The organism is Lentibacillus sp. L22 (genome assembly GCF_040812445.1).
Lineage (GTDB): Bacteria > Bacillota > Bacilli > Bacillales > Amphibacillaceae > Lentibacillus_C > Lentibacillus_C daqui.
Map to the genome: position 1 here is coordinate 1 of NZ_JBFNXI010000023.1, position 22,483 is coordinate 22,483.

Annotated in this window: 17 protein-coding genes; 15 read left to right on the forward strand and 2 right to left on the reverse strand. The window is 40.9% G+C overall.

Going from position 1 to position 22,483, the window contains the following annotated elements; all coding sequences use genetic code 11:
• Window positions 1–231: 231 nt before the first annotated feature.
• Both ABRT01_RS11210 and hydA read left to right on the forward strand, forming a co-directional pair.
• On the forward strand, window positions 232–1,470 hold the full coding sequence (locus ABRT01_RS11210; RefSeq protein WP_269410046.1) for a Zn-dependent hydrolase: 1,239 nt from the start codon (window positions 232–234) through the stop codon (window positions 1,468–1,470).
• A gap of 57 nt (window positions 1,471–1,527) precedes the next feature.
• On the forward strand, window positions 1,528–2,949 hold the full coding sequence (gene hydA / locus ABRT01_RS11215) for a dihydropyrimidinase (RefSeq protein ID WP_269410045.1): 1,422 nt from the start codon (window positions 1,528–1,530) through the stop codon (window positions 2,947–2,949).
• A gap of 383 nt (window positions 2,950–3,332) precedes the next feature.
• On the opposite strand, the gene ABRT01_RS11220 is transcribed toward hydA, so the two are convergent.
• Window positions 3,333–4,343 (reverse strand): DUF3231 family protein, encoded by a 1,011-nt coding sequence (locus ABRT01_RS11220; RefSeq protein WP_269410043.1) that lies wholly within the window; start codon window positions 4,341–4,343, stop codon window positions 3,333–3,335.
• Window positions 4,344–4,970: 627 nt separating this feature from the next.
• Here ABRT01_RS11220 and ABRT01_RS11225 point away from each other — a divergent pair.
• From ABRT01_RS11225 to ABRT01_RS11250, 6 genes are all read left to right on the forward strand, one after another.
• Window positions 4,971–5,459, forward strand: a complete 489-nt coding sequence (locus ABRT01_RS11225) for a hypothetical protein (protein ID WP_367747181.1) — start codon at window positions 4,971–4,973, stop codon at window positions 5,457–5,459.
• Between the two features lie 298 nt (window positions 5,460–5,757).
• A complete protein-coding gene (locus tag ABRT01_RS11230) occupies window positions 5,758–7,101 on the forward strand; it encodes an NAD(P)-dependent oxidoreductase (RefSeq protein WP_367747229.1) in 1,344 nt (447 codons plus the stop codon).
• A gap of 25 nt (window positions 7,102–7,126) precedes the next feature.
• A complete protein-coding gene (preA, locus tag ABRT01_RS11235) occupies window positions 7,127–8,398 on the forward strand; it encodes an NAD-dependent dihydropyrimidine dehydrogenase subunit PreA (RefSeq protein WP_367747183.1) in 1,272 nt (423 codons plus the stop codon).
• 153 nt (window positions 8,399–8,551) lie between these two features.
• Window positions 8,552–10,024: an NCS1 family transporter gene (locus ABRT01_RS11240; RefSeq protein WP_367747185.1), complete on the forward strand. Its 1,473-nt coding sequence runs from the start codon at window positions 8,552–8,554 to the stop codon at window positions 10,022–10,024.
• Window positions 10,025–10,040: 16 nt separating this feature from the next.
• Window positions 10,041–10,268 (forward strand): hypothetical protein, encoded by a 228-nt coding sequence (locus ABRT01_RS11245; protein WP_367747187.1) that lies wholly within the window; start codon window positions 10,041–10,043, stop codon window positions 10,266–10,268.
• A gap of 35 nt (window positions 10,269–10,303) precedes the next feature.
• On the forward strand, window positions 10,304–11,539 hold the full coding sequence (locus ABRT01_RS11250) for a Zn-dependent hydrolase (RefSeq protein ID WP_367747230.1): 1,236 nt from the start codon (window positions 10,304–10,306) through the stop codon (window positions 11,537–11,539).
• A 40-nt stretch (window positions 11,540–11,579) separates the two neighbouring features.
• On the opposite strand, the gene ABRT01_RS11255 is transcribed toward ABRT01_RS11250, so the two are convergent.
• Window positions 11,580–13,196, reverse strand: a complete 1,617-nt coding sequence (locus ABRT01_RS11255; RefSeq protein ID WP_269410034.1) for a PucR family transcriptional regulator — start codon at window positions 13,194–13,196, stop codon at window positions 11,580–11,582.
• A gap of 337 nt (window positions 13,197–13,533) precedes the next feature.
• Between ABRT01_RS11255 and ABRT01_RS11260 the strand changes: the two genes are divergently transcribed.
• From ABRT01_RS11260 to ABRT01_RS11290, 7 genes are all read left to right on the forward strand, one after another.
• Entirely contained in the window at window positions 13,534–14,982 is a 1,449-nt protein-coding gene (locus tag ABRT01_RS11260) for an amidase family protein (protein WP_367747189.1), read from the forward strand.
• Window positions 14,983–15,568: 586 nt separating this feature from the next.
• On the forward strand, window positions 15,569–16,711 hold the full coding sequence (locus ABRT01_RS11265; protein ID WP_367747191.1) for a M20 family metallopeptidase: 1,143 nt from the start codon (window positions 15,569–15,571) through the stop codon (window positions 16,709–16,711).
• A gap of 504 nt (window positions 16,712–17,215) precedes the next feature.
• Window positions 17,216–17,416, forward strand: a complete 201-nt coding sequence (locus tag ABRT01_RS11270) for a DUF3311 domain-containing protein (RefSeq protein WP_367747193.1) — start codon at window positions 17,216–17,218, stop codon at window positions 17,414–17,416.
• A complete protein-coding gene (locus tag ABRT01_RS11275) occupies window positions 17,413–18,882 on the forward strand; it encodes a sodium:solute symporter family protein (protein ID WP_367747195.1) in 1,470 nt (489 codons plus the stop codon). The genes ABRT01_RS11270 and ABRT01_RS11275 overlap by 4 nt, the downstream gene beginning before the upstream one ends.
• A gap of 72 nt (window positions 18,883–18,954) precedes the next feature.
• Entirely contained in the window at window positions 18,955–19,071 is a 117-nt protein-coding gene (locus tag ABRT01_RS11280) for a hypothetical protein (RefSeq protein WP_367747197.1), read from the forward strand.
• Window positions 19,072–19,488: 417 nt separating this feature from the next.
• The gene (locus ABRT01_RS11285; protein WP_269410029.1) at window positions 19,489–20,853 is read left to right on the forward strand and encodes an aspartate aminotransferase family protein; all 1,365 of its coding nucleotides are present in this window, start codon (window positions 19,489–19,491) and stop codon (window positions 20,851–20,853) included.
• 44 nt (window positions 20,854–20,897) lie between these two features.
• Window positions 20,898–22,358, forward strand: coding sequence for a CoA-acylating methylmalonate-semialdehyde dehydrogenase (locus tag ABRT01_RS11290; RefSeq protein ID WP_367747199.1), 1,461 nt, complete (start codon window positions 20,898–20,900; stop codon window positions 22,356–22,358).
• The last annotated feature ends 125 nt before the right edge of the window (window positions 22,359–22,483 follow it).

Genomic DNA, 22,483 nt, shown 5'->3' on the forward strand with positions numbered 1-22,483 from the left:
CATGGTAGGGTTTCTCCTCTCTTTATTTGTTGTCCAATTTTGAGGATACCCTACCTCTTTTTTTCGTCTCAAATATTTTACACAAACTATTTTACGTCATCAAGTAATAAGAAAGATATTTATTCATAAAATGCTATATTAGATGATTAATTGTGTTTGGATAAGGTTCTCTTTGATGTTATGAATTAAAACGCGAAGGATGGATCGTAAAAAAAGGATGGATCGTAAAAAGTGGAAATTAATTTAAAACGAATGCTAAGCGATTTTTCTACAATTATTAGCTATACAAAATCACCAAATAATGGCTGTACTCGTTTTTCCTATAGTGATGAAGATAGGCAGGCAAGGAACTATCTTTTCTCACAGATAGAGAAGCTTGGTCTTTCGGTAAAGATAGATGCAGTTGGAAATATTCGAGCCATGTATGGGAAGGAAATTGACAAGCCCTCCATTATGATCGGCTCACACATTGATACTGTAGAAAATGGCGGAAAATATGATGGACTGACTGGTGTTTTGACAGCTTTGGAGACGATTAGAGTGTTAAAAGAAGAACAGGTAAACCTGCACCGCCCGATCGAATTGATTATTTTTGCCGAGGAGGAAGGATCAAATTTCGGTATTACCATGCTGGGAAGTAAGGTATTGACCGGCCAGTATGGATTGACTGCTCTCCAAACGATCACAAATGGGGCGGGTGATTCAGCTTATGATGTGATAAAAAAATTTGGCCTTGATGTGGAGCGTACCGGAAAGGACATTCTTGGCAAGGATGAAATAAATGCGATGATTGAACTACATATTGAGCAGGGTGCGGTGCTGGAGACGCAACAACAATCAATTGGCATTGTTCAGGCAATCGCCGGAATGAAAACATTTAAAATTACCTTGAAGGGTGAATCCAATCATGCGGGCACTACACCAATGAATTTGCGACAAGATCCGTTGGCGGGAGCAGCAAGTATTATTTCGCATATACGTAAGGCAGCCAAAACGCAAGCTTTACCAACAACGGTTGCCACGGTTGGTAAAATAACCTGTCAGCCAAATATGCCGAATGTGATCCCGCAAAAGGTAGAGTTCTACGTGGATGTCAGAGATGTAGAGACAAAGGGAATCGATATCATCGCCAACGAGATAAGAGAAAAAGTAAATGCCGTAGCTGATGAAGACAAACTCCATAGCAATATCGAATTGATTGGTGCATCTGATCCCGTAACACTATCGCCAAGAATTATTCAAGTGATTGAAGAAATAGCAAGCAAGCGTGACTATAACTATATGAAAATGAATAGCGGTGCAGTTCATGATGCGGCGATGATGACGGACTTGACCGATGTGGGGATGATTTTTATTCCAAGTATGGGAGGAAAAAGTCATTGTCCTGAGGAATATACAAGTAATGCAGATATCAAATTGGGAGGTGATTTGTTACTTCATGTAGTTAAAGCTTTAGCTACCAAAAAATGAGAAAACACAGACGACACCAAGTTAAACACTTGCAAATTTTCTAAAAGGAGGATATACATGCGTACATTAATTAAAAACGGAACCATTGTAACCGCAATTGATGAATTTGTTGGAGATGTATTAGTTGAGGGAGAAAAAATAGTTGCTGTCGGGGAACAGTTGGATACGTCTGCTGATGAGATCGTCGATGCCCAAGGGAAATATGTTCTTCCTGGTGGGGTCGATCAACATGTCCATTACTCCTTTGAATTTAAAGGGGAACGGGTACGAGGATTTGAAACTTCCAATGCTGCGGTTGCTGGAGGAACGACAACGGTTGTGGAATTTGTTAATCAGGAACAGGGAAAAGGCATGGCTGATACGATTTTTGAAATGGACAAAAATGAAGTCGCTCCCCAGGCGATGGCAGATTATTCATACCATGCGGTTGTCTGTGACCCGGTTGATGCGACTTTCGAGGAAATTGCTGAATTGCCAAGCCGAGGGATTTCTACGGTTAAATTATTTATGGCCTATAAAGGAATGCCGTTCCATAGTGATGATGAGGCTCTTTATAAGGCTCTAATAGCGGCAAAAAAAGCCGGCGTTACGGTTATGGTCCATTGTGAGAATGCCGATGTGATTGATTTTCTCCAAAAGAAAATGATAGCCGAGGGCAAGACAGATCCATATTATCATGCGTTATCCAGACCGGCACGGGTAGAACTGGAAGCAACCCAGCGCGTGATTCAGCTAGCAGCTTTAGCCGAGGCCCCGGTTTATATTGTGCATGTCACAGCTAAAGAAGTGATGGAAGCTATCCGGTCTGCAAAAAATGATGGATTGCCAGTGTATGGCGAAACTTGCGTCCAATATCTGATGCTTGATGAAAATGATTTAGCCAAGCCCAATTTCGAAGGGGCAAAATACGTGATGTCCCCGGCATTACGAACCAAGGATGATCAGGAAGCTTTATGGAAAGCAGTTGATCGTGGCTGGTTAAACGCCATCAGTACCGACCATTGCGGATTTGACTGGGAATCGCAAAAACATATGGGTGTGAACGATTTTACCAATATTCCAAACGGCGCACCGGGTGTACAAAACCGGTTGGGTATTCTGTGGACATATGGTGTAAATACTGGAAAAATCTCCAGACAACGGTTTGTTGACTTATTTGCAACCACGCCGGCCAAAAACATGGGGTTAGACCATTGCAAAGGACATATTGGTGTTGGTATGGATGCCGATATTGTGTTGTATGACCCGCATGGATCGTCCATTATCTCCAATGAAAATAGCTTGCATGGCGTTGATTATGACACATTTGAAGGATACAAGCAGGAAGGGAAAGTGGATAAAGTATTCCTTCGCGGCAAACTCGTGGTTGACGATGGGACATTTGTTGGCAAAAAAGGTGATGGCAAGTTTATCCCGGGAAAACCATTTGCACTATGTTTTGATGATACGAAGGCCGATAAGGAGTTAAAGCGGGTGTAAAATTATAGACGAAATCTAACTATGCAGCTTGTAAAAAAGTAACTACCCAGTATAGGCTACTACGGGTAGTTACTTTTTTAGAGGATGTTCAAAAAGTCCGGTAAAAATGACATGCCCCTTCAAAAGGGGTATGCCGACGCCTGAGCGCAAGCCCGTTTTTAGTCGGCCTTCCTTTGAAGAAGCTCGTTGGCTTGCTTTTCCGCTCCTCATGTACCCTTTTGTACATTCCGGTGCTCAAAGCTACGCCGCCTCCTTTTTGAACATGTACTTTCAGGTAAAAACCTTATAAAAAAATAAAACGAGTTGCTAGCACTGAAAGACTGTTGTCTGACCAACCAATCTTTTGATTAGAAAACTGGTTGCTATACAAGTCAGCATAAAACCTACTTACCCTGCTTTTTTGATAATTGGGTTCTATCTTCCATTTGGGGAGGTTCTTCCGTCCACCCGTGTTTAATCATGAGATCTCCTCCATCATTTGCAAAGGTAAAAGTATCCTTACCAACCACTGCCATTTTTGCTGGCAAGTCCTTCCTCAGGCTAAAGGAAGTGCCGATAGCATTGCTGCCTAAACCAAAGCTAGTCAAAATGGATGTATTATACATCATAAGCTTATCTGAAAAGGGTGATACTGTTGAGTCTGAAACTATTCCGGCTGCCGTAGACGGAACATTAATATCGCTATCCAATAACACTTCACTGAATTTCTCAATGATTGTTTTGGACAATTCCTTGCCTCTGAAAAAGTATTTTTGAACGTCTTTATGCTTAGCCGCTTGGGCAAAGCCCGTCATTAATTTCATCCCTGCAACATTTGATTCAATCGCTTGATAAAGATAAGCCACTTCAACCGTACTTAATGATCTTCTATGGCCCATCATTTTAAAACCTGACCGATAATCCTTCCCATCCGCAAATTCTACTTTGTTGGGTAAAGTAACCCCGGGTGATTTTGGGAGCAAACCTTTTTCTAATAAAAACTGTGTCGTCTTTATGCAAAATTCCTCTGAAAATGCCGAGAATCTTTTGTGCATCTCCATGATGTCCTTCCGATAACTCATAGACATGTGTAATGCATGAAGACCTGTAGCAACTTTCATCATTGTTCGTAAATACATGATTTCAAAAACATCATCAAACAACCTTGGAGCACTGTGATTCACATCATTTTCTGTAAACTCTATCGGAACAGCTGTACCCTCTTGTATGAAAACATTACTCAGTTCATTAACAAAGTTGCTTTCTCCATCGTGAAAGGTTTGCAATATTTCTATAGCTTCTGGATCTTGATTATGTGATAAAAAAGATTCAATCACTCTTAGCATCATGGTTTTTTTCTGATAAACAATCCAAAGAGTTGCAATCTCAGATGAAGTTATTGGATCAGTTGTCATTGATTTTTTCCTCCAAATCGAGTTGAAAGTATGGTTGTCAGTATCTTTTACCAACAGTGGAGAAATATTCATTTTCATAATGTAGTGGTTGGGGATAGTCAGGCAACAAGGTAACAATAATGGTAACGGATCCGATAAAGAAAATCAGGAATGTGACAGATGAGACTGTTCGTGGCAATTTTTACCGATTTAATTGGATTATCGGTAAGTCATTTATTAGTCAAGTATTTTTCCCATTGGACAATTTGTAAAATAATTCACTGTTGATGTTTAACGATTACTATTACATTCAATAATACTAGATTCCAGATCGTCGGAATAATCCAATTCTTCTTGTAATATTGCTCGTTTACATACATAAATTTGTACTAGGCCAGATTTTGATGAAATTGACCTGTCATACTTAAGTATTTGGGGCGAAGACTATGTCTACTAAGGACAATGGGGTGTGATTTTAGGCTCCAGTTTAATCTATATGATTAGTTACATGGGGGCTGTCGCATGTCGTTGACGGGCATACCACGATCATTGCCAAAAAACATCGACAAAAATATCAATCGCGATATCAGTCCTGAGGCAAAGGTTATTTCTACCTATATCTATAAACCAGTAAAAGGGTGAATGATATTGAGGATCATTAACGCGGAACAACTGGGCTTTAGCCAGGAGGAAATAAAACAGCAGTTGGAACAGTTGGATCAGGGGAGAACGTACCAGGCACAACGGCTGGTATATTATCCATATATAATTTTTGAATTCACAATTGATAGAAGAAGGTTCTTTCATCCGTTAAAAGGATATGTCGGTTGTACCATTGATGGCGTGAATAAGATTGGGGCTTTGGCGGATACATTCCCAGAGCTTGCAAAAGTGGAAGTATCCGACCAGAACATCATTGCATTGGACCTGACATTTGCCGAGGCAAAGAAAATAGCGGAGGACTTTTTATACAATTCTATTTCTGCAAGAAAGAAAGTCATTACCGCTCCTAAACTAAACTTAACCAAACAGGAACTATTTTACCGGCCGTACTGGGTTGTGGAAGGTGACGTAGATCTCCCCAGTCATTTTTTTATTACGGTTGATGCAGTAAGCGGAAAGTTTCATCCGTTATAGTACAGCTGATCCAAATTACCATTACAAAGTGACCAACAATCGTTAGCAATCTTTTTACACCATGTTAAATATATAATTAACTCTAAAAAAATATATAAGTGAAATAGGCAATGTAAGCGTTTCGAACTTTTTTTCTCTTAATAGTAAGCTATTTCTACAAAATGATATTTAGGGGGTGATTTTCGAATCAATTATCACTTCAGGTTAATGAAGGATTGTACAGGAGCTTTAATAATGAATGTGTTTTAACTGATGATCTTTGAAAGGAGGGCTTTTATTGGAACATGTATTGCAAAATATGTTGTCAGCAAATGATCTTGCAAAGAATTTTGATGAATCGAAGCCCAGTTACAATGCGCAGGAAGCCTTGGATGAAGCTAATCGCTGTCTGTACTGTTATGATGCACCCTGTATCAAAGCCTGCCCGACTGGAATTAATATCCCTGGTTTTATTAAAAAGATTGCATCCGGAAATGTAAAAGGGTCGGCAACAACGATTATGGAAGAAAATCCGATTGGAGCAAGCTGTGCGCGTGTTTGTCCAACAGAAGAATTGTGTGAGGGAGCTTGTGTACTCAACCATTCTACCAAACCGATCATGATTGGTGACTTACAACGATTTGCAACAGACTGGGCGATGAAAAATGAGCAAGTGTTGTTTAAAGCTGGAGAGAAAAACGGAAAGCGGATTGCGGTTGTTGGCAGTGGTCCAGCAGGGTTATCATCAGCCCGTGAACTGGCTCGACTCGGTTATGCGGTGACGATTTTTGAAGCTAAAGAGGAGGCGGGCGGTTTAGACACGCATGGGATTGTTCCATTTCGGCTGCCTAAGGATATTTCTTTATGGGAAGTGGAACAGGTGGAAAATTTGGGTGTTGAGATTCGTACGGGTACCGAAGTGGGCAAAGACATTTTGGCAAAGGATCTTATACGTGATTATGATGCGGTGATCGTTGCTGTCGGCATGTCCAAGGTCCCTATGTTAGGCATTGAAGGGGAGGATTTAGCTGGAATTTACGACGCCATTGATTTGGTTGAAGAAGTAAAGAACGGAAATTATCCAACTGAATTTGTCGGGAAACGTGTCGCGGTTATTGGGGCTGGAAATACAGCGATCGATGGAGCAACGACATCCGTCAGACTTGGAGCGGAAAACGTTAAAATTCTCTATCGACGGACGGAAGCGGAAATGTCGGCGTATGATTTCGAATACGAATTTGCCAAACAGGATGGCGTTGAATTTAGATGGTTGGTTACACCGAAACGCCTGATTGGTGATAATAGTGGCCATATCAAACAGATGGAATGTGTTCGCATGGAGTTAACAGAAGCCGAATCTGATGGACGGAAGCGACCAGTTGAAATCAAGGGATCCGAATTTCTCATGGATGTGGATATCGTTATTAAAGCGATTGGTCAGACACGGCATCATCAGCTAATCGAAGCATTCGGTCTGGAACATAATGGTGGTGTTGTGAAGGTAGACCCTAAAACCTTTCTTACTTCTCATCCGAAAGTATATGCTGCGGGTGATGTGGTTTTTGCCAAAGGTGTTGGGGAAGCGATGGCCGTATCCGCTGCACAACAGGGAAAAGAAACAGCCTACGTGGTACATCAGCAATTAAAAGAATCCAAGGAGTAAGTATAGAAAGATTGGAGGAATAAACATGGCCGATATCAGTATCAATTTTGCAGGAATTAAGTCCCCTAATCCCTATTGGCTCGCATCTGCGCCACCAACGAATACAGGGTACCAGGTTCAGCGTGCGTTTGAAGCTGGATGGGGTGGCGCAGTATGGAAAACACTTTGTGAACCAGTGTTGAATGTGACTTCTCGTTTTGGTGGCTATCATTTTAATGGTCAGCGGGTAGCTGGTTTTAACAATATTGAATTGGTTTCCGACCGGCCCATTGAGGAGAATCTACAGGAAATTTATGAAACAAAGAAACGATTCCCTGATCGGGTCATCATTGCCTCATTAATGGTAGAACCACAGCGGGATAAATGGCATGAAATTGTTAAACGGGTGCAAGCTGTCGGGGTAGATGGTTTTGAATTGAATCTTGGCTGTCCGCATGGCATGTCTGAACGTGGAATGGGATCGGCGGTCGGTCAGCATCCCGATTTGGTAGAAAAGTCAACCCTGTATGCCAAGGAAGTCGCCGAAGTGCCGGTCATTACCAAATTAACCCCGAATATTACCGATATAACTGCAACGGCAAAAGCTGCTGAACGCGGTGGAGCGGATGCGGTCAGTATGATCAATACGATTAACAGTTTAATCGGCGTAGATATCGATACGTGGAATCCGATACCGAATGTCAACGGTAAGGGAGCACATGGCGGATACTGCGGGCCGGCAGTTAAACCGATTGCTCTCAATATGGTCGGCGAATGTGCACGGCAGCCGGATTTCCATATTCCAATTTCAGGAATAGGCGGCATTTCGAACTGGCAAGATACGGTTGAATTTATGCTGATAGGTGCCGGGGGCGTGCAGATATGTACAGCAGCCATGCATCATGGATTCAGTATTATCGATGATTTGACCGAGGGCTTGAGCAATTATTTGGATGCGAAAGGGATTGCCTCGGTTAGTGAACTCATTGGCAAATCAGTAGAAAAATATACGGACTGGAGTAATTTGGATTTAAATCATCGAATGGTCGCTCGTATCAACAATGATGTTTGTATTAATTGCAATAAGTGTCATATTGCTTGTGAAGATACTGCTCATCAATGTATCGATATGCTGGTTGATGAAAATGGGGATGAATACTTGAAGGTCAGGGAAGATGATTGCGTCGGCTGCAACCTTTGTTCCATCGTTTGTCCGGTTGAGGGAGCAATTGACATGGTGGATCTGGTGCAAACGGAACCGCCAATGTCCTGGAATGACCGGCAAGCTGCTTTGCAAATGCTCAATAGCAGTAGATGATTTTCTTATTCATGCGTTTTACTGTGAAAATAAACAAACGAAAAAGGTGGAGGATTTTGTGAGTTGATGTGATTGATCGAGGAGCAAGCTGTTTGACAGATGTAGAAGTCAAACAGCTTTGAAACGCCTCAATAAATTATAAGGGGAAGAAAAATGGGAAAGACCGACAAAAACAACGCTTACCTTAAGTCACCGGATTTACTTCCAGTTGGTTACAATCAGCGGAAGATAGGAATCATGGGATTTTTTGCAATGTGGGTTGGAATGGCCATTCTTTTAGCAACCTTTGATATTGGCGCTTCCGGCGTTCAAAGTATTCCTCTGCCCTGGGTTGTACTGGCAACATTGATCGGCTGTATCGCAGTTGGAGGTTTTATTTCGATCGTCGGCGATATCGGGGTGGAACATGGCTTGTCTTTTCCAGTTTATATGCGGGCACCATTTGGCATCGTGGGTACCCATATCCCCTCGATAGCCCGGGCAGTTACAGCATCATTTTGGTTTGGGCTCAATACTTATTTCGGTTCAACCGCGATCAATTCGATCATTCATACGATTAATTCGGGATTTGATAACTGGTTATTATGTTATATCGTATTTGCCCTTGCCCAGCTGATTAATACTGCCTCTGGTATTAAATGGGTGGAGCGATTTGCTGATTTTGCTGCCCCTATCATTATTATTCTATCGTTAATCATCTACCACACGTTGACAACGGATATTGTTGACAAAGGTGGCGATGTTTGGGCTTGGGCAGCGAGTCCTGTTACAGGGGGTGCTGCGTTTACAGCGTTTATCATCGTTATTTTTGCCAATATGGGTTTTTGGGCAACGTTGGGGTGTGATATCCCGACCATATCTCGGTTTTTTAAAGCACCTAAACATGAAAGAAATTGGTTTAAACGAAATAGAACGAATTTGATCGGCAGTCTGATCGCCATGCCATTGACAGAAGCATTTATGATTATGATTGGTGCGGCAGCCTTTATGGTAGCAGGCAGCTCCAATCCGGTTGATGCCCTGCAGGAGACTGCGTCTGGCTGGATGCTGGCGATGCTGCTGCTCATGATTATCCTGACACAGTGGTCGACGAATACGGCTGCAAATATTGTACCTGCCGCTGCTATTTTTTCCAACGTATTGGGGCCTAAAGTATCCAATGCGATTGCGGTATTTGTTGTCGGGATTGTCGGAACGATTATTCAGCCATGGAGTGTCTATGAAATCTTGACGCAGGCACTTTTATTCTTTGGAGCTGTTTTGTCGGCAATCAGCGGGATTCTTGTTGTTGATTATTATTTGTTACGGAAACGACGGGTAAATGTCCAGGAACTGTACCAGCATAATGGGCAATTCAGATTCCATGGCGGTGTAAACATTGTTGGTTTTATTGCCTGGGTGATTGGTGGTGCTGTCGCTATTCTGCTCATGGATTATTCGTTTATTGTCGGATTTGTGTTAGCGGGTGCCATTTACTATGTACTGGCTAAACATTGGTATTTCAAAAAGTTTCCCCAGGCAGAAATAGAAGATCCAAGTGACGAAAAATATCTGGGAATTACCGTAGGCCGTGATTGGGTGATTGAGGAAAATAGCGGAAATAGTCAGGAAGAAGTGATAGATTAAGTGGCGAAGGAGGAAGATGGCGTTGTCGACCAATGATGCTTTTCAATCGGAAAAATTTCAAATGGATAATTTGCTTGAAAAAGGGTATATCATAAGTGATTCAAAAGGAACGCTGGACGGCGATTTAGTTGAATTCATGCATAAAACGACCTTTGATAAAAAGACAATACTTTTAACTAATCCGGATAGTCGTAAATATTTTGCCATACTTTGCATCAAGCAGCAAAAACAGGCGGCTGAGTAAATACGAAGAAGAGATAGAATGGGAGGCAATCAATGATGGAGAAACAAGGAATACGAATTAATAGAGAGCGGCTTAAAAACACCATAGAGGAATTCGCTGATTACGGACGAACGGAAAATAATGGCGTTACGCGTTTGGCGTTATCTGATGTGGATATTCAAGTAAGGAAACATTTCCAATCCGAATGTGAAAAACTTGGAATGACGGTTATCTATGATGATATGGCCAATATGTATGCAACGTTGCCTAGTATGGATAATGATCAGCCTCCAGTAGTTGTCGGGTCACATTTGGACTCAGTAAAAAAGGGTGGCCGATTTGATGGTGTACTCGGTGTGTTAACCGGTTTGGAAGTGGTTCGGACGATGGTTGAAAATGGCATTAGGCCACAGGTTCCTGTTGTAGTAGCTAATATCACCAATGAAGAGGGAGCGCGATTTGAACCCGCGATGATGTCTTCCGGTGTGATTTCAGGAAAATTTGATAAGCCAACTATGCTCAAGTCAACGGATGAAGATGGTGTGACATTTGGGGAAGCACTTGAATCAAGCGGCTTTGCAGGGAAAGAAGAAAATCGTTTAAAAGACGCAGCTGCCTTTTTGGAATTACACATTGAACAGGGTCCGGTATTAGAAAGTGAGTCACTGCAGATTGGGGTGGTTGAGGGCGTGGTTGGCATGGTCAATTATGAAATCGAAGTTACGGGTGATTCCGACCATGCTGGTACAACACCAATGTCCATGCGCAAAGATGCCTTGTTCGCTACCAATAATCTGATGACAGAGATACGGGAGAAAATGAGTAAACTGGATGATAAATTGGTTTATACGATTGGCCGCATGAATGTAAGCCCAAACATTCATACCGTCATTCCAAATAAGGTTGTGTTTACTATCGAGGCAAGACATCAGGATGCCAAAACTATCCGGCAAGTTGAGGAAATTATTCAGGGGCTTCCGGAATCCGCCGGCAAAGAAAAATGTAACGTGAAAGTAACTAAACAATGGGATCGGGATACGGTATGGTTTGATGAGAAACTTGTAAATGCCTTGGAGCAATCAGCAAAAAATATCGGTTATTCCTATAAGCGGATGGTAAGTGGTGCCGGACATGATTCCCAGTTTATTGCGACCTATATTCCAACTGCGATGATTTTTGTTCCAAGTGTAAATGGAAAGAGTCATGCTGAAGATGAACTGACGCTATGGGAAGACTGTGAAAACGGGGTTCATGTTGTGTTGCAGACGGTTTTGGAATTAACCACAAGATAAAAACAAATGGCTGAAAGAAATCCAAGTTTCATGATTTCTTTCAGCTACTTCCATTTGCTTTTTCTAAATAAAAGGCCTTAATCGCTATTTCCAAGGCCAAACGATTGTCCGGTTCCATAAAATCTTTTCCGAGTAACTCCTCTATTTTTCTTAAACGATGATATAGCGTCTGGCGAACGATAAATAATTGCGCTGCAGCCTCTTTTTTGGAACCACAGCAGTTCAAGTACACTTCCAGCGTTTTCAATAGTTCGCTATTGGCGTCCTGATCATATTTGATTACAGGTGCCAAACAGTCGGTAATGTATGATGTTAATTGTTCCCCATGATGGTCAAGAAGCAATCGATACACACCAATGTTTTCATAAAAAATCGATGCTTCAATGTTCGCCCGCTGCAGGGAAAGAACTTTCTTTGTTTCCTCATAACTCGTTACCAATGAAGATATATCTCTATTAACCTTACTAATTCCCAAAATACATTGACTGCCATCAAAAATGTTTTTGGCAGACATATTTTGTATCTTCTTGACAATTTGCGAAAACTTGGCAATATCATAATCGGAATCATCTTTCACTCTAAAAGAAGCGATGATAGCGGTGTCACTTTTACCGACGGATATGGCGGGTTGGAATCCATGTTGTTTAAACAGGGAACGGAACATCACCGAACGTTGCAATTTTATTTCGTTCCAGTCCTCTTCATCACGATTGACTTCGGGTTGGCCGGTTTGCATGACAATCAGTCTGTAATGGAAATCATTTTCGGAAAGAGGTGTTATTGCCTGCAGTTCATCAATATCATAATCTTTTCCATGTAACAGGTTTCGAACAATTTTGTCTTCTGCATTCTGTTTCCGCTCTTCAATGGTTCTGTTTCTTAACATGATTTGGGCAATCGCCAATGCGGCCCGATCCATCACAGAAAAGAGAAATTCCTCCAAACTGTTTGTTTCTACCTGCAAACATAAAAATCCCCAAATTTGTCCCAAACCCTTCACAGGTACGACAGCAAACTTTCCCTCGACCAGTGAAATCAATCGTTGATCATTCAAATCAGGTAAATGTGCCCGAATTTTTTCTTCTATGTATTTCGTTTCGGGTGGATAGTAATAAGATCGCGCTTCATCAGTAATATACAAGGTGTCTTTTTTTAAATAGGTATGCAGCTCCTGAAGGATTTTCAAAATGCCATTGGGCAACAAGGAAAGTTCATTGAATGTTGTTGAGAGTTCGTTTAATTGATTGAGCATTTGGTGGTGCTGGTTAATGATTAACGAATGAAGATCCTGGGTAATGTCAACAAATTTTACAAAATGTTCAAATATAATTATAGGGAATTGATTTTCATTGGCTAATTGTATGACCTCTTCAGAAATATGGCTAACGTGTGTGCCGATTTCTACACAAATGCCCACGGTCTCTCTCTTTATTAATTTTTTTACATAGGTTAATGCAGTTGACGATTCGAGTTGCAGACCTGCCCCAGTTGTAAGAATTAACTCCCCACCGTTTACAAACGAGTCAAATTGGTCTGTTTCCAAAATATGTGTCCATTTTACCTGTTTATGTAATCCGTTCTTACCGGCGATAACCTTTGCATGTTTAAATGTCTCCCTTTTAAGAATATCATCAATGGTTATTCCAAAACTACTCATCAAGTTCCATCCCTCCACAATGTTAAAGCAATCTGTTTATGATGTTACAAAGTGTGAAGTTACAATGTTATAAATTATTTGTAAAATAAATTATGAAGTAATGTTGAATGGTTGTCAACTTAGGAATGATTGGTTCAGATAGCGGAAAATAGTAATCGTTTACAATTGCTTGATAGTGGGTAAAGAATAAAAGTATTATGTATTTGGTGTTTTATGTTTTTTAATCTTTGAAAAGGAAAGAAGGAATTATTGAATTAAAGAAATTGGATAGGAAACTCAAAAAATTATATGCAAGTCCAGACAGTCAACTTGTCATGAAACTTTTGGAGGGGATCAAATGGAAAGTTTACATCGAAAAGAGAGAACTGATAAGGAAAAGCTTTGGAATTGGACAGCGGAGGAGTTAGCTCACGGGATTAAAACAGGATTGATATCATCGCGTGAGGCAGTCATGAGTTCATTAAACCGCATTCAAGAAGTTAATCCACATATAAACGCTTTGGTAGAGGTATCAGAAAAGGAAGCATTGGAGGCGGCGGATGAGGCGGATCGAAAAGTAGCTGAAGGTGGCTCACTCGGCCCCCTGCATGGTGTACCTGTCTCGATTAAGGTCAATATCGACCAAAAGGGACATGCGACAACAAACGGTGTGGTAGATTTACAAGATAATATCGCTTTGACAGATAGTCCGCAAGTTGCAAATTTACGGAAGGCTGGAGCTATATTCGTAGGCCGTAGTAATACGCCAGCTTTTTCCTTTAGATGGTTTACGGACAATGAATTACATGGTAAAACGTTAAATCCATGGAATGCGAAAAAAACTCCAGGAGGATCCAGTGGAGGGGCAGCAGCTTCGGTTGCGAGCGGTATGGTACCTGTGGCACTCGGTAATGATATAGGTGGTTCGGTTCGTTATCCTGCATATGCCTGTGGCGTAGCGGGAATCAGGCCAACTGTGGGGCGGATTCCAAGTTGGAATGATTCTGATCAACAAGATAAGCCTCTTTCGAACCAAATTATGTCTGTTCAAGGCCCGCTAGCTCATACCATATCCGATCTTCGGTTGGCATTTGCCAGCATGATTGGTTTTGATCCACGTGATCCAGTCTCTACGCCGGTGACCTTAAAAGAAGAGCCCTTAAAGCGACCAATTCATGTCGGGCTTTTACGAGATGTTGGTGTTGCTAAACCAACTGACGCTGTCAACGCGGCTTTGGATGAAGCTGCCTTAAAATTGCGTTCAGCCGGCTATATTGTTGAGGAGATTGAACTTCCTTTATTGGCTGAAGCGTACCGACTTTGGTATTTACTTTGTTTGGGGGATTTCCGGCAGAAGATGCCTCTTCTGAAGCAATCGGGTGATCAGGGAATTTTGAAAGCATTAAAGCATTATTCTGCCGTTGCTGAAGAATGGTGGGGACCGAACCCTGACCTTAAGGATTTCATGAAAGGTTATGCGCGCCGTGGTACGCTTATCGCTCAGCTTCAACAATTTTTGGAAGACTGTCCATTAATCTTATTACCGGTCTCGGCTACACAGGCCTTTGATCAGGATGCTGATATTGCTAGTATTGAGAGTATGCGTCATGTTGTATCAGCACAATGGCCGATGACATCGATTCCCACACTTGGATTTCCCGGAATTACTGTTCCAACATCCGTTGTAGATGGACTTCCTGCTGGTGTTCAGATTATTGGTAGAAGGTTTCGTGAAGATACCTTATTTGAGGCTGCTGATGTCATTGAGGCACATACGGAAAGAGTTACACCAATCGATCCGAATTAGGGTTTCCAAAATAATTGTAACTGTTCAGGTGGGGGTGTATGGAGGGAGCACGAATAGAGATGTAGTGCACCTCTAAATTGGTAGATATGGCCAGCTATTTCCTTTTTTGACGCGGAGAAAGAGGATTGTTTTTTATGGATGAAATGGCTCTTGTATCTGGCTCAACCGTTTGCCCCCTTCTAAACTGCAGAATGTTCCGGATACCTTCTGCTAGAACTTTGACCATGTGCAAACCTTTCAATCTGATTATTATCGAAAAGAATAAGTGGATTGGGCAAATGAAAATTATACACAGTGTATAGGGAGGTAGCTAATTATTAAAAAATGATAAATGATTTTGATTACTCGCTTGTATATTGTTGAAATGTGAAAATACAATATATTTCATCAACCTAATGATTATACCAGTCGATTTTGAATGCGCTCTCAATGATGAACGTTTAAACATTTTAGTTAGTTTATTTACGTTCGGTATCAACTAATGAAAATGTACTTGGGGAAGTAGCAATTTCACTACATCTATTTGGCCCATCAAAAAGAAAAATTTTATCCATACTTATCCGTAAAACTTTGAGGAGGATTTTAAATGGTACATCCGGCAGTTGAATTAACATCTCAATTAGTAAAAGTTAACTCTGAAAATCCAATTAATTATGAAAAAGAAATTACTAAGTTTATATGTAAATGGCTTCAAGAAAATGACATAAGATATCAACTACAAAAGGTAGAGCCTGATCGAAACAATATTATTGCACGACTTAGGGGGAATGGAACCCGTGATCCAATCATGATGGTTGCACATTGTGATACGGTCCCAGCGGGCGAAGGGTGGTCTCATGATCCCTTTGGTGGTGAATTGGTCGGGGGTAAAATGTTTGGACGTGGATCAGCAGATATGAAGTCGGGTCTAGCCGCAGCTCTTTATGCTTTAAAAGAAGCAAGCAAAGAATCGGAATTACCTGGGGACTTTATTGTTGCTGTTTCTGTGGATGAAGAGGGCCCTGACATGAAAGGCATAATGAAACTTTTGGAATTAGATTTTGTAGATTCTTCAATTATGACTATTGCACCCGAACCAACAAATTTAAATATTGTTCGCGCACATCGTGGAGTTATGTGGTACGAGATTATTGCCCACGGAAGGTCATCACATGGTGGACATGCAGAAAGGGGAATAGATGCAAATCATGCATTAGCTGAAATCATATGTGAATTAAAGTCTGTTGTAAATGGGTTACCATTTGACCACGAGCTTTTGGGAAAATCATTGTTATCCATTGGTAAAATGGAAGGTGGTTCTAAAACAAATGTAGTCCCTGATAAAGCACGGGCTGAAATTGATTTTAGAATTGTTCCGCCATTTGACGATAGTTATGCAAATAAATTAATGGAAAAGGCAGTTCATCGTGCAATTGGTAGGTTATCCGGTTCTGAAGTGGAAATTAGGAATCTTGGCCTACAACGACCACCAGTTGAAGTGCCTGATAATGCAGAAGTGGTTCAATTATTATCGAAAGGATACAAAAAAGTGATGAATAATAATCCTGTTCATAAGGGATATGTAGCATATACTGATGCAGCTGTTGTCTCTTGGCAACTGAATAACAAAAATGCAATTTGTTTTGGACCAGGAAATTTGGAACAGGCTCATGAGATTGATGAATGGGTCAGTGTCGAAGAAATAGAAAAGTGTGCAGAAATCTTCAAAGTCCTTGCTATTGAAAATTGATATATTTAATCTCTAATGAACCTATCTGTTTGAAATGCTCCAAAATAATACTTGGTGGAATAGAAGCCGTGTTTTAAACAAGGGGCAGAACATTACAGAACGGTTCATTTTTATTTCTTTCGAGTCTGTTATTGCCGGAGTTCATTGACAATATATACTTTTTATGGAATAGATTTTGAATAACATGTCCAATGTTCATGTAATTGCAGATGGTTTACTTCGATAGTCTTTGTTCCAAATATAAATGGATAGAATCATGAAGAAGCTGCGGAAAAGATAAACTAAAAACATGATAAGGTTTCGAAAAGAGAGCAAATACCCTGTTGGAAACAGCTTTGGCATTGGTGGTTAATTACAACACATTGCGTTTGAGAAAAGTAAGTATTTTAATTTAGACAACACTTGGTATGTATAGGTAAAACATAAAACAAGATAAGTCTGCAGAAGAAGCGGAATTTTAAAGTGTAAATTAAACAGAGCATCACTTTAATGAGGTGAATGGATTTGAAAGCTATTAAATTATTAATTTTAATCCCTTTTATCGGATACCTCGGTTTTCTACCTTGGGCGAATAGAATCGAACCTTATGTGTTAGGGATGCCATTTTTATTATTTTGGCTTGTGCTCTGGATGATACTCTCACCAATTATTTTAACGATTGTCTATAAACTGGATCCAGATAATAAGGATGGTGAGACGGAATGAATGTATCATTAGTTATTATAGGCCTGTTTCTTGTTTTAGCGCTTTTTCTCGGGATATTATCATCAAGAGGGAAAGAGATGAGCATGGAGCAATGGACTGTCGGGGGACGTGGATTTGGGTTACTCTTTATATTCTTACTAGTTGCGGGGGAAGTCTATACAACATTCACATTTCTTGGAGGCAGTGGTTGGACATACACTAGAGGTGCTGCGGTTTACTATGTACCTGCTTATATATTTATTGCTTATATACTATCCTATTGGTTTTTACCGAAGATATGGAGATATTGTAAGGAAAACAAGCTCATTTCACAACCGGACTTCTTTGCTTCTAAATATAATAGTACGGCATTGGGGGTATTAGTTGCGATTGTAGGGGGAGTGGCACTCATTCCTTATATTGTTATCCAATTTAAAGGTCTTGGTATTATTGTATCTCAGGCATCCTTTGGTACAATTTCTCCTGCTATTGCGAGTTGTATTGGTGCTACTGTAGTTGCAATTTACGTAATGATTTCCGGTATTCACGGCTCAGCATGGACAGCCATTATTAAAGATTTTATGATTGTTGTCGTTGTTATTTTTCTTGGCCTATATATCCCATTTTACTATTTCGGTGGCATTAAACCAATGTTTGAAGCAGTTGAAACGGTAAAGCCTGACCTTTTGACACTATCGAGTGCGGGGTTTAGTAACTCATGGTTTATTTCAACAGTTATTTTTAACGCGATTGGATTTTTTATCCTCCCCCATTCTTTTATGGTTGTTCTATCTGCAAACGGTGAAAAGAGTTTGCGTAAAAATGCAATCACGTTACCGTTGTATACAATTCTTCTTGTTTTTATTTTCTTTGTTGGATTCTCTGCTGTTACAATAATTCCGGAATTGAGTGCAGCACAAGGGGACCTTGCCTTATTATCGATTGCGATTAAAACATTTAATCCCTGGGTGATCGGGATCATAGGAGCAGCCGGCTTGTTGACCGCATTAGTACCATGCTCTGTTATGCTTATGTCGGCTTCAGCAGGAATTACGCAAAATGTATATAAATTACTTGTTCCCAAAGCATCTGATAAACATTTGCTAGCTACTTCTAAGGCTTTAATTATCGTTTTCTCATTGATTGCTCTTTATTTTACAGTTACTGGTGGGGAAGCAATGGCGATATTAAATATTATGTCGTATAGCCTTATTGTTCAATTGACGCCGGCATTATTCCTTAGTCTTCAAAAGAATAATTTCATCACTAAACAGGGAGCTTTTGTTGGTATTCTGTCTGGTGTGATAGTTGTCCTGTTCATGACGTTGAAGGATCTGGGCATTGGTGATCTCTTACCATTGGCCCCACAATGGATTCAGGACATAAACGGATCGTTTGTTGCGCTAATAATTAATATTTTGATGATGTATGGTGTCAGTGTGGCTTCAAAAGTATTTGTTTCAGTGAAGCAATCGCAATTTCAATAAATATATTGATCGTATTACAAGTAATTCAACTTTCATACCGATTTTTCGCCATTACGTAGCATCCACACGTTATTGACTCGTCAATCTGATAGTGGGCAGGTTATTGGAGAAAGACAAAGAGTTTCTTTATTGGAGGTGATCCGGATGTATACAATGAACGGAGCATATGCGTCATTTGAAGAAAAGTAAAAGGGAGCATAGAAGCAGGATAACTAGCCGATGTCATTGTATTTGATCGCTCCTTAATTAATTATACAAACGATGAACTGTTAGATGCCAAAGTTGATAAAATAATGATTGATGGGGAGTTTGTTTACACTCAACAAATTGTTATTGGTTCCGTAATCATTTTGGCATTATTGTTTGATTACTACTATTGAGTCCCATCCCTCCACAATGTTAAAGCAATCTGTTTATGATGTTACAAAGTGTGAAGTTACAATGTTATAAATTCTTTGTAAAATAAATTATGAAGTAATGTTGAATGGTTGTCAACTTGGGAACGATTGATTCAGTCGGGGAGATAACAGGTTAATAAAGTAATCGCTTACAATTACTGGGTAGTGGACAAAGGATAAAATGAATGGTTGGAAAGGAGAAATGGCGATGAGAACGGTTAATGAGGTACAGCAATCGCAGTCCATTAAGGAAAAAGACCGGCAAAATGTCTGGCATCATATTTCTCAATATAACGATCAGAAACGTCCGATGGTTGTAACAGAAGGGAAAGGGTCATGGATAACTGACTCTGAAGGAAACCGATTATTGGACGCCATGTCAGGTCTGTGGTGTGTTAATGTCGGATATGGTCGGGAAGAGCTGGCACGTGCGGCCTATGAACAAATGCAAAAAATGGCTTATACTTCGATGACGCAAAGCCACATACCAGGCATTGAGCTTGCTGAAAAATTAAATGAGCTGCTTGATGATGATTATATGATTTTTTATTCCAACAGTGGTTCCGATGCAAATGAAGTAGCCTTTAAAATCGCCCGTCAATATCATCAACAAAATGGGGAGCCTTCACGATATAAATTTATTTCACGTTACAGGGCGTATCATGGTGGATCGATGGGAGCATTGGCGGCAACAGGGCAACCGTTAAGGAAATATAAATACGAACCACTTGCCTCTGGATTCTTACATGTTGCACCGCCCGATAATTATCGGAAACCAGACGGTATATCGGTGAGAGATTATAACTTGCAACGGGCACAGGATCTGGAAGACACCATTATCTGGGAGCAAAAAGAAAGCATTGCCGGTGTGATTATGGAACCGTTAATAACAGGTGGTGGTATCCTGATTCCCGATCCAGTTTATGTGGAAAAAGTTCAGGAGATCTGTCAGCGTCATGGTGTGTTATTGATTATTGACGAGGTGATTTGTGGCTTTGGCCGGACTGGTAAAATGTTTGGTCATCAGCATTTTGATATTAAACCAGACATTGTCACGATGGCGAAAGGACTGACAAGTGCCTATTTGCCATTATCTGTCACGGCAGTTCGCAAAGATATTTATCAAACCTTTGAAAAGAATGGAGAAAACAATCATTTCCGTCATGTTAATACGTTTGGCGGCAACCCTGCAGCCTGTGCACTGGCACTGAAAAACATTGAAATTCTGCAAGAAGAGAAATTGGTCAATCGGGCAGCTGTTTTAGGGGAGCGGCTCCAAAATGAACTTGGCGAATTGACGAGTCACCCATATGTTGGAGATGTCCGAAGTTTAGGTTTTGTAATGGGGATCGAAATGGTCGAGGACAAAAACACAAAAGAACCAGCATCTTCAGAACGGGTTGGTAAAATCGTCAGTGATTGTAAAGCCAATGGCCTGATCATCGGTAAAAACGGAGATACTGTTGCCGGATATAATAATATTTTGGCACTATGTCCACCACTTTCTTGTTCCGATGATGATCTGGAATTTATTGTTTCTGTCATTAAGAAAGTGTTTAAGGAAAATCAATAACCGTAGAAATCATTTAAATAAACCAGCAGGAGGTATTCGTTCATATGACTACAACACAAGTAAAATCACTTAAAAACTATATTAATGGTGAATGGGTAGAGGCGTCATCTGATAAAACGGCAGAGGTATTTAACCCGGCTACAGGTGAAGTCATTGCACAGGTACCTTTATCTTCAAGAAAGGATTTAGACCAGGCAGTTGAAGTTGCTTCCGAGACATTTCAGACATGGAAGGAGTTTCCGGTTCCGAAACGGGCGCGCATTTTATTCAAATATCAACAACTACTTGTCGACCATTGGGAGGAACTTGCCGAGCTGGTCACGGTGGAAAATGGCAAGAGTTACAAAGAAGCGTATGGTGAGGTTCTTCGCGGAATTGAGTGTGTAGAATATGCAGCAGGTGCACCATCGTTGTCTATGGGATCACAGCTGCCATCGATTTCTTCCGGGCTGGAATCAGGTGTATATCGCTACCCAATCGGTGTCATCGGCGGCATTACCCCGTTCAACTTTCCGATGATGGTGCCATGCTGGATGTTCCCAATGGCGATTGTAACAGGAAATACATTTGTTCTGAAACCATCCGAACGAACACCACTGTTGGCTAATCGCCTGGCAGAATTACTAGAAGAAGCAGGAGTGCCAAACGGTGTATTGAATATCGTTCACGGCGCACATGATGTAGTTAACGGTCTTTTGGAACATGAACAGGTTGCTGCAATTTCTTTTGTCGGCTCACAGCCAGTCGCAGAATATGTCTATAAAAAAGGAACAGAAAACCTGAAGCGTGTGCAGGCACTGTCCGGAGCGAAAAACCATTCCATCGTACTAAAGGACGCCAATCTGGAAAATGCGGCAACACAAATCATTAGTGCAGCATTCGGGTCAGCCGGGGAGCGTTGCATGGCTTGTTCGGTAGTAGCTGTTGAGGAGGCAATCGCCGATGATTTGATTGAAAAACTGGTGCAAAAAGCAAATGAAATTAAGATTGGCAATGGATTGGATGAAGGAGTTTTCCTCGGACCGGTCATTCGCGATCAGCATAAAGAGCGAACACTACAGTATATCGAAACGGGCGAAAACGAAGGGGCGACACTTGTCCGGGATGGACGTAAAGATGAGAGTATCAAGCGGGAAGGATATTTTGTCGGTCCAACCATTTTTGACAATGTAACAAGTGAAATGAAGATCTGGCAGGATGAAATATTTGCTCCGGTTCTATCCATTTCCCGTGTCAAAGATCTCGATGAAGCAGTTAAATTGACCAATAAATCACGCTTTGCCAACGGATCATGTATTTTTACCAATGATGGTGGCAGTGTACGGCAATTCCATGAAACAATCGACGCCGGTATGCTTGGGGTAAATATTGGAGTACCTGCTCCCATGGCCTTTTTCCCATTCTCCGGCTGGAAAGATTCTTTCTATGGTGATCTGCATGTTAATGGGAAAGATGGAATTGAGTTTTACACAAGGAAGAAAGTTATTACAACACGATGGGTGTAAACAGGTTTTAAAAGGATGTCAAACAAGATATTTTTAAAGTATAAAGGATGGTGCGCTATTAAGGTGTGCTATCCTTTTATTCTTGTTCTACGTAAATACTAGCGCCATAGGGATGCTCCGGTGTT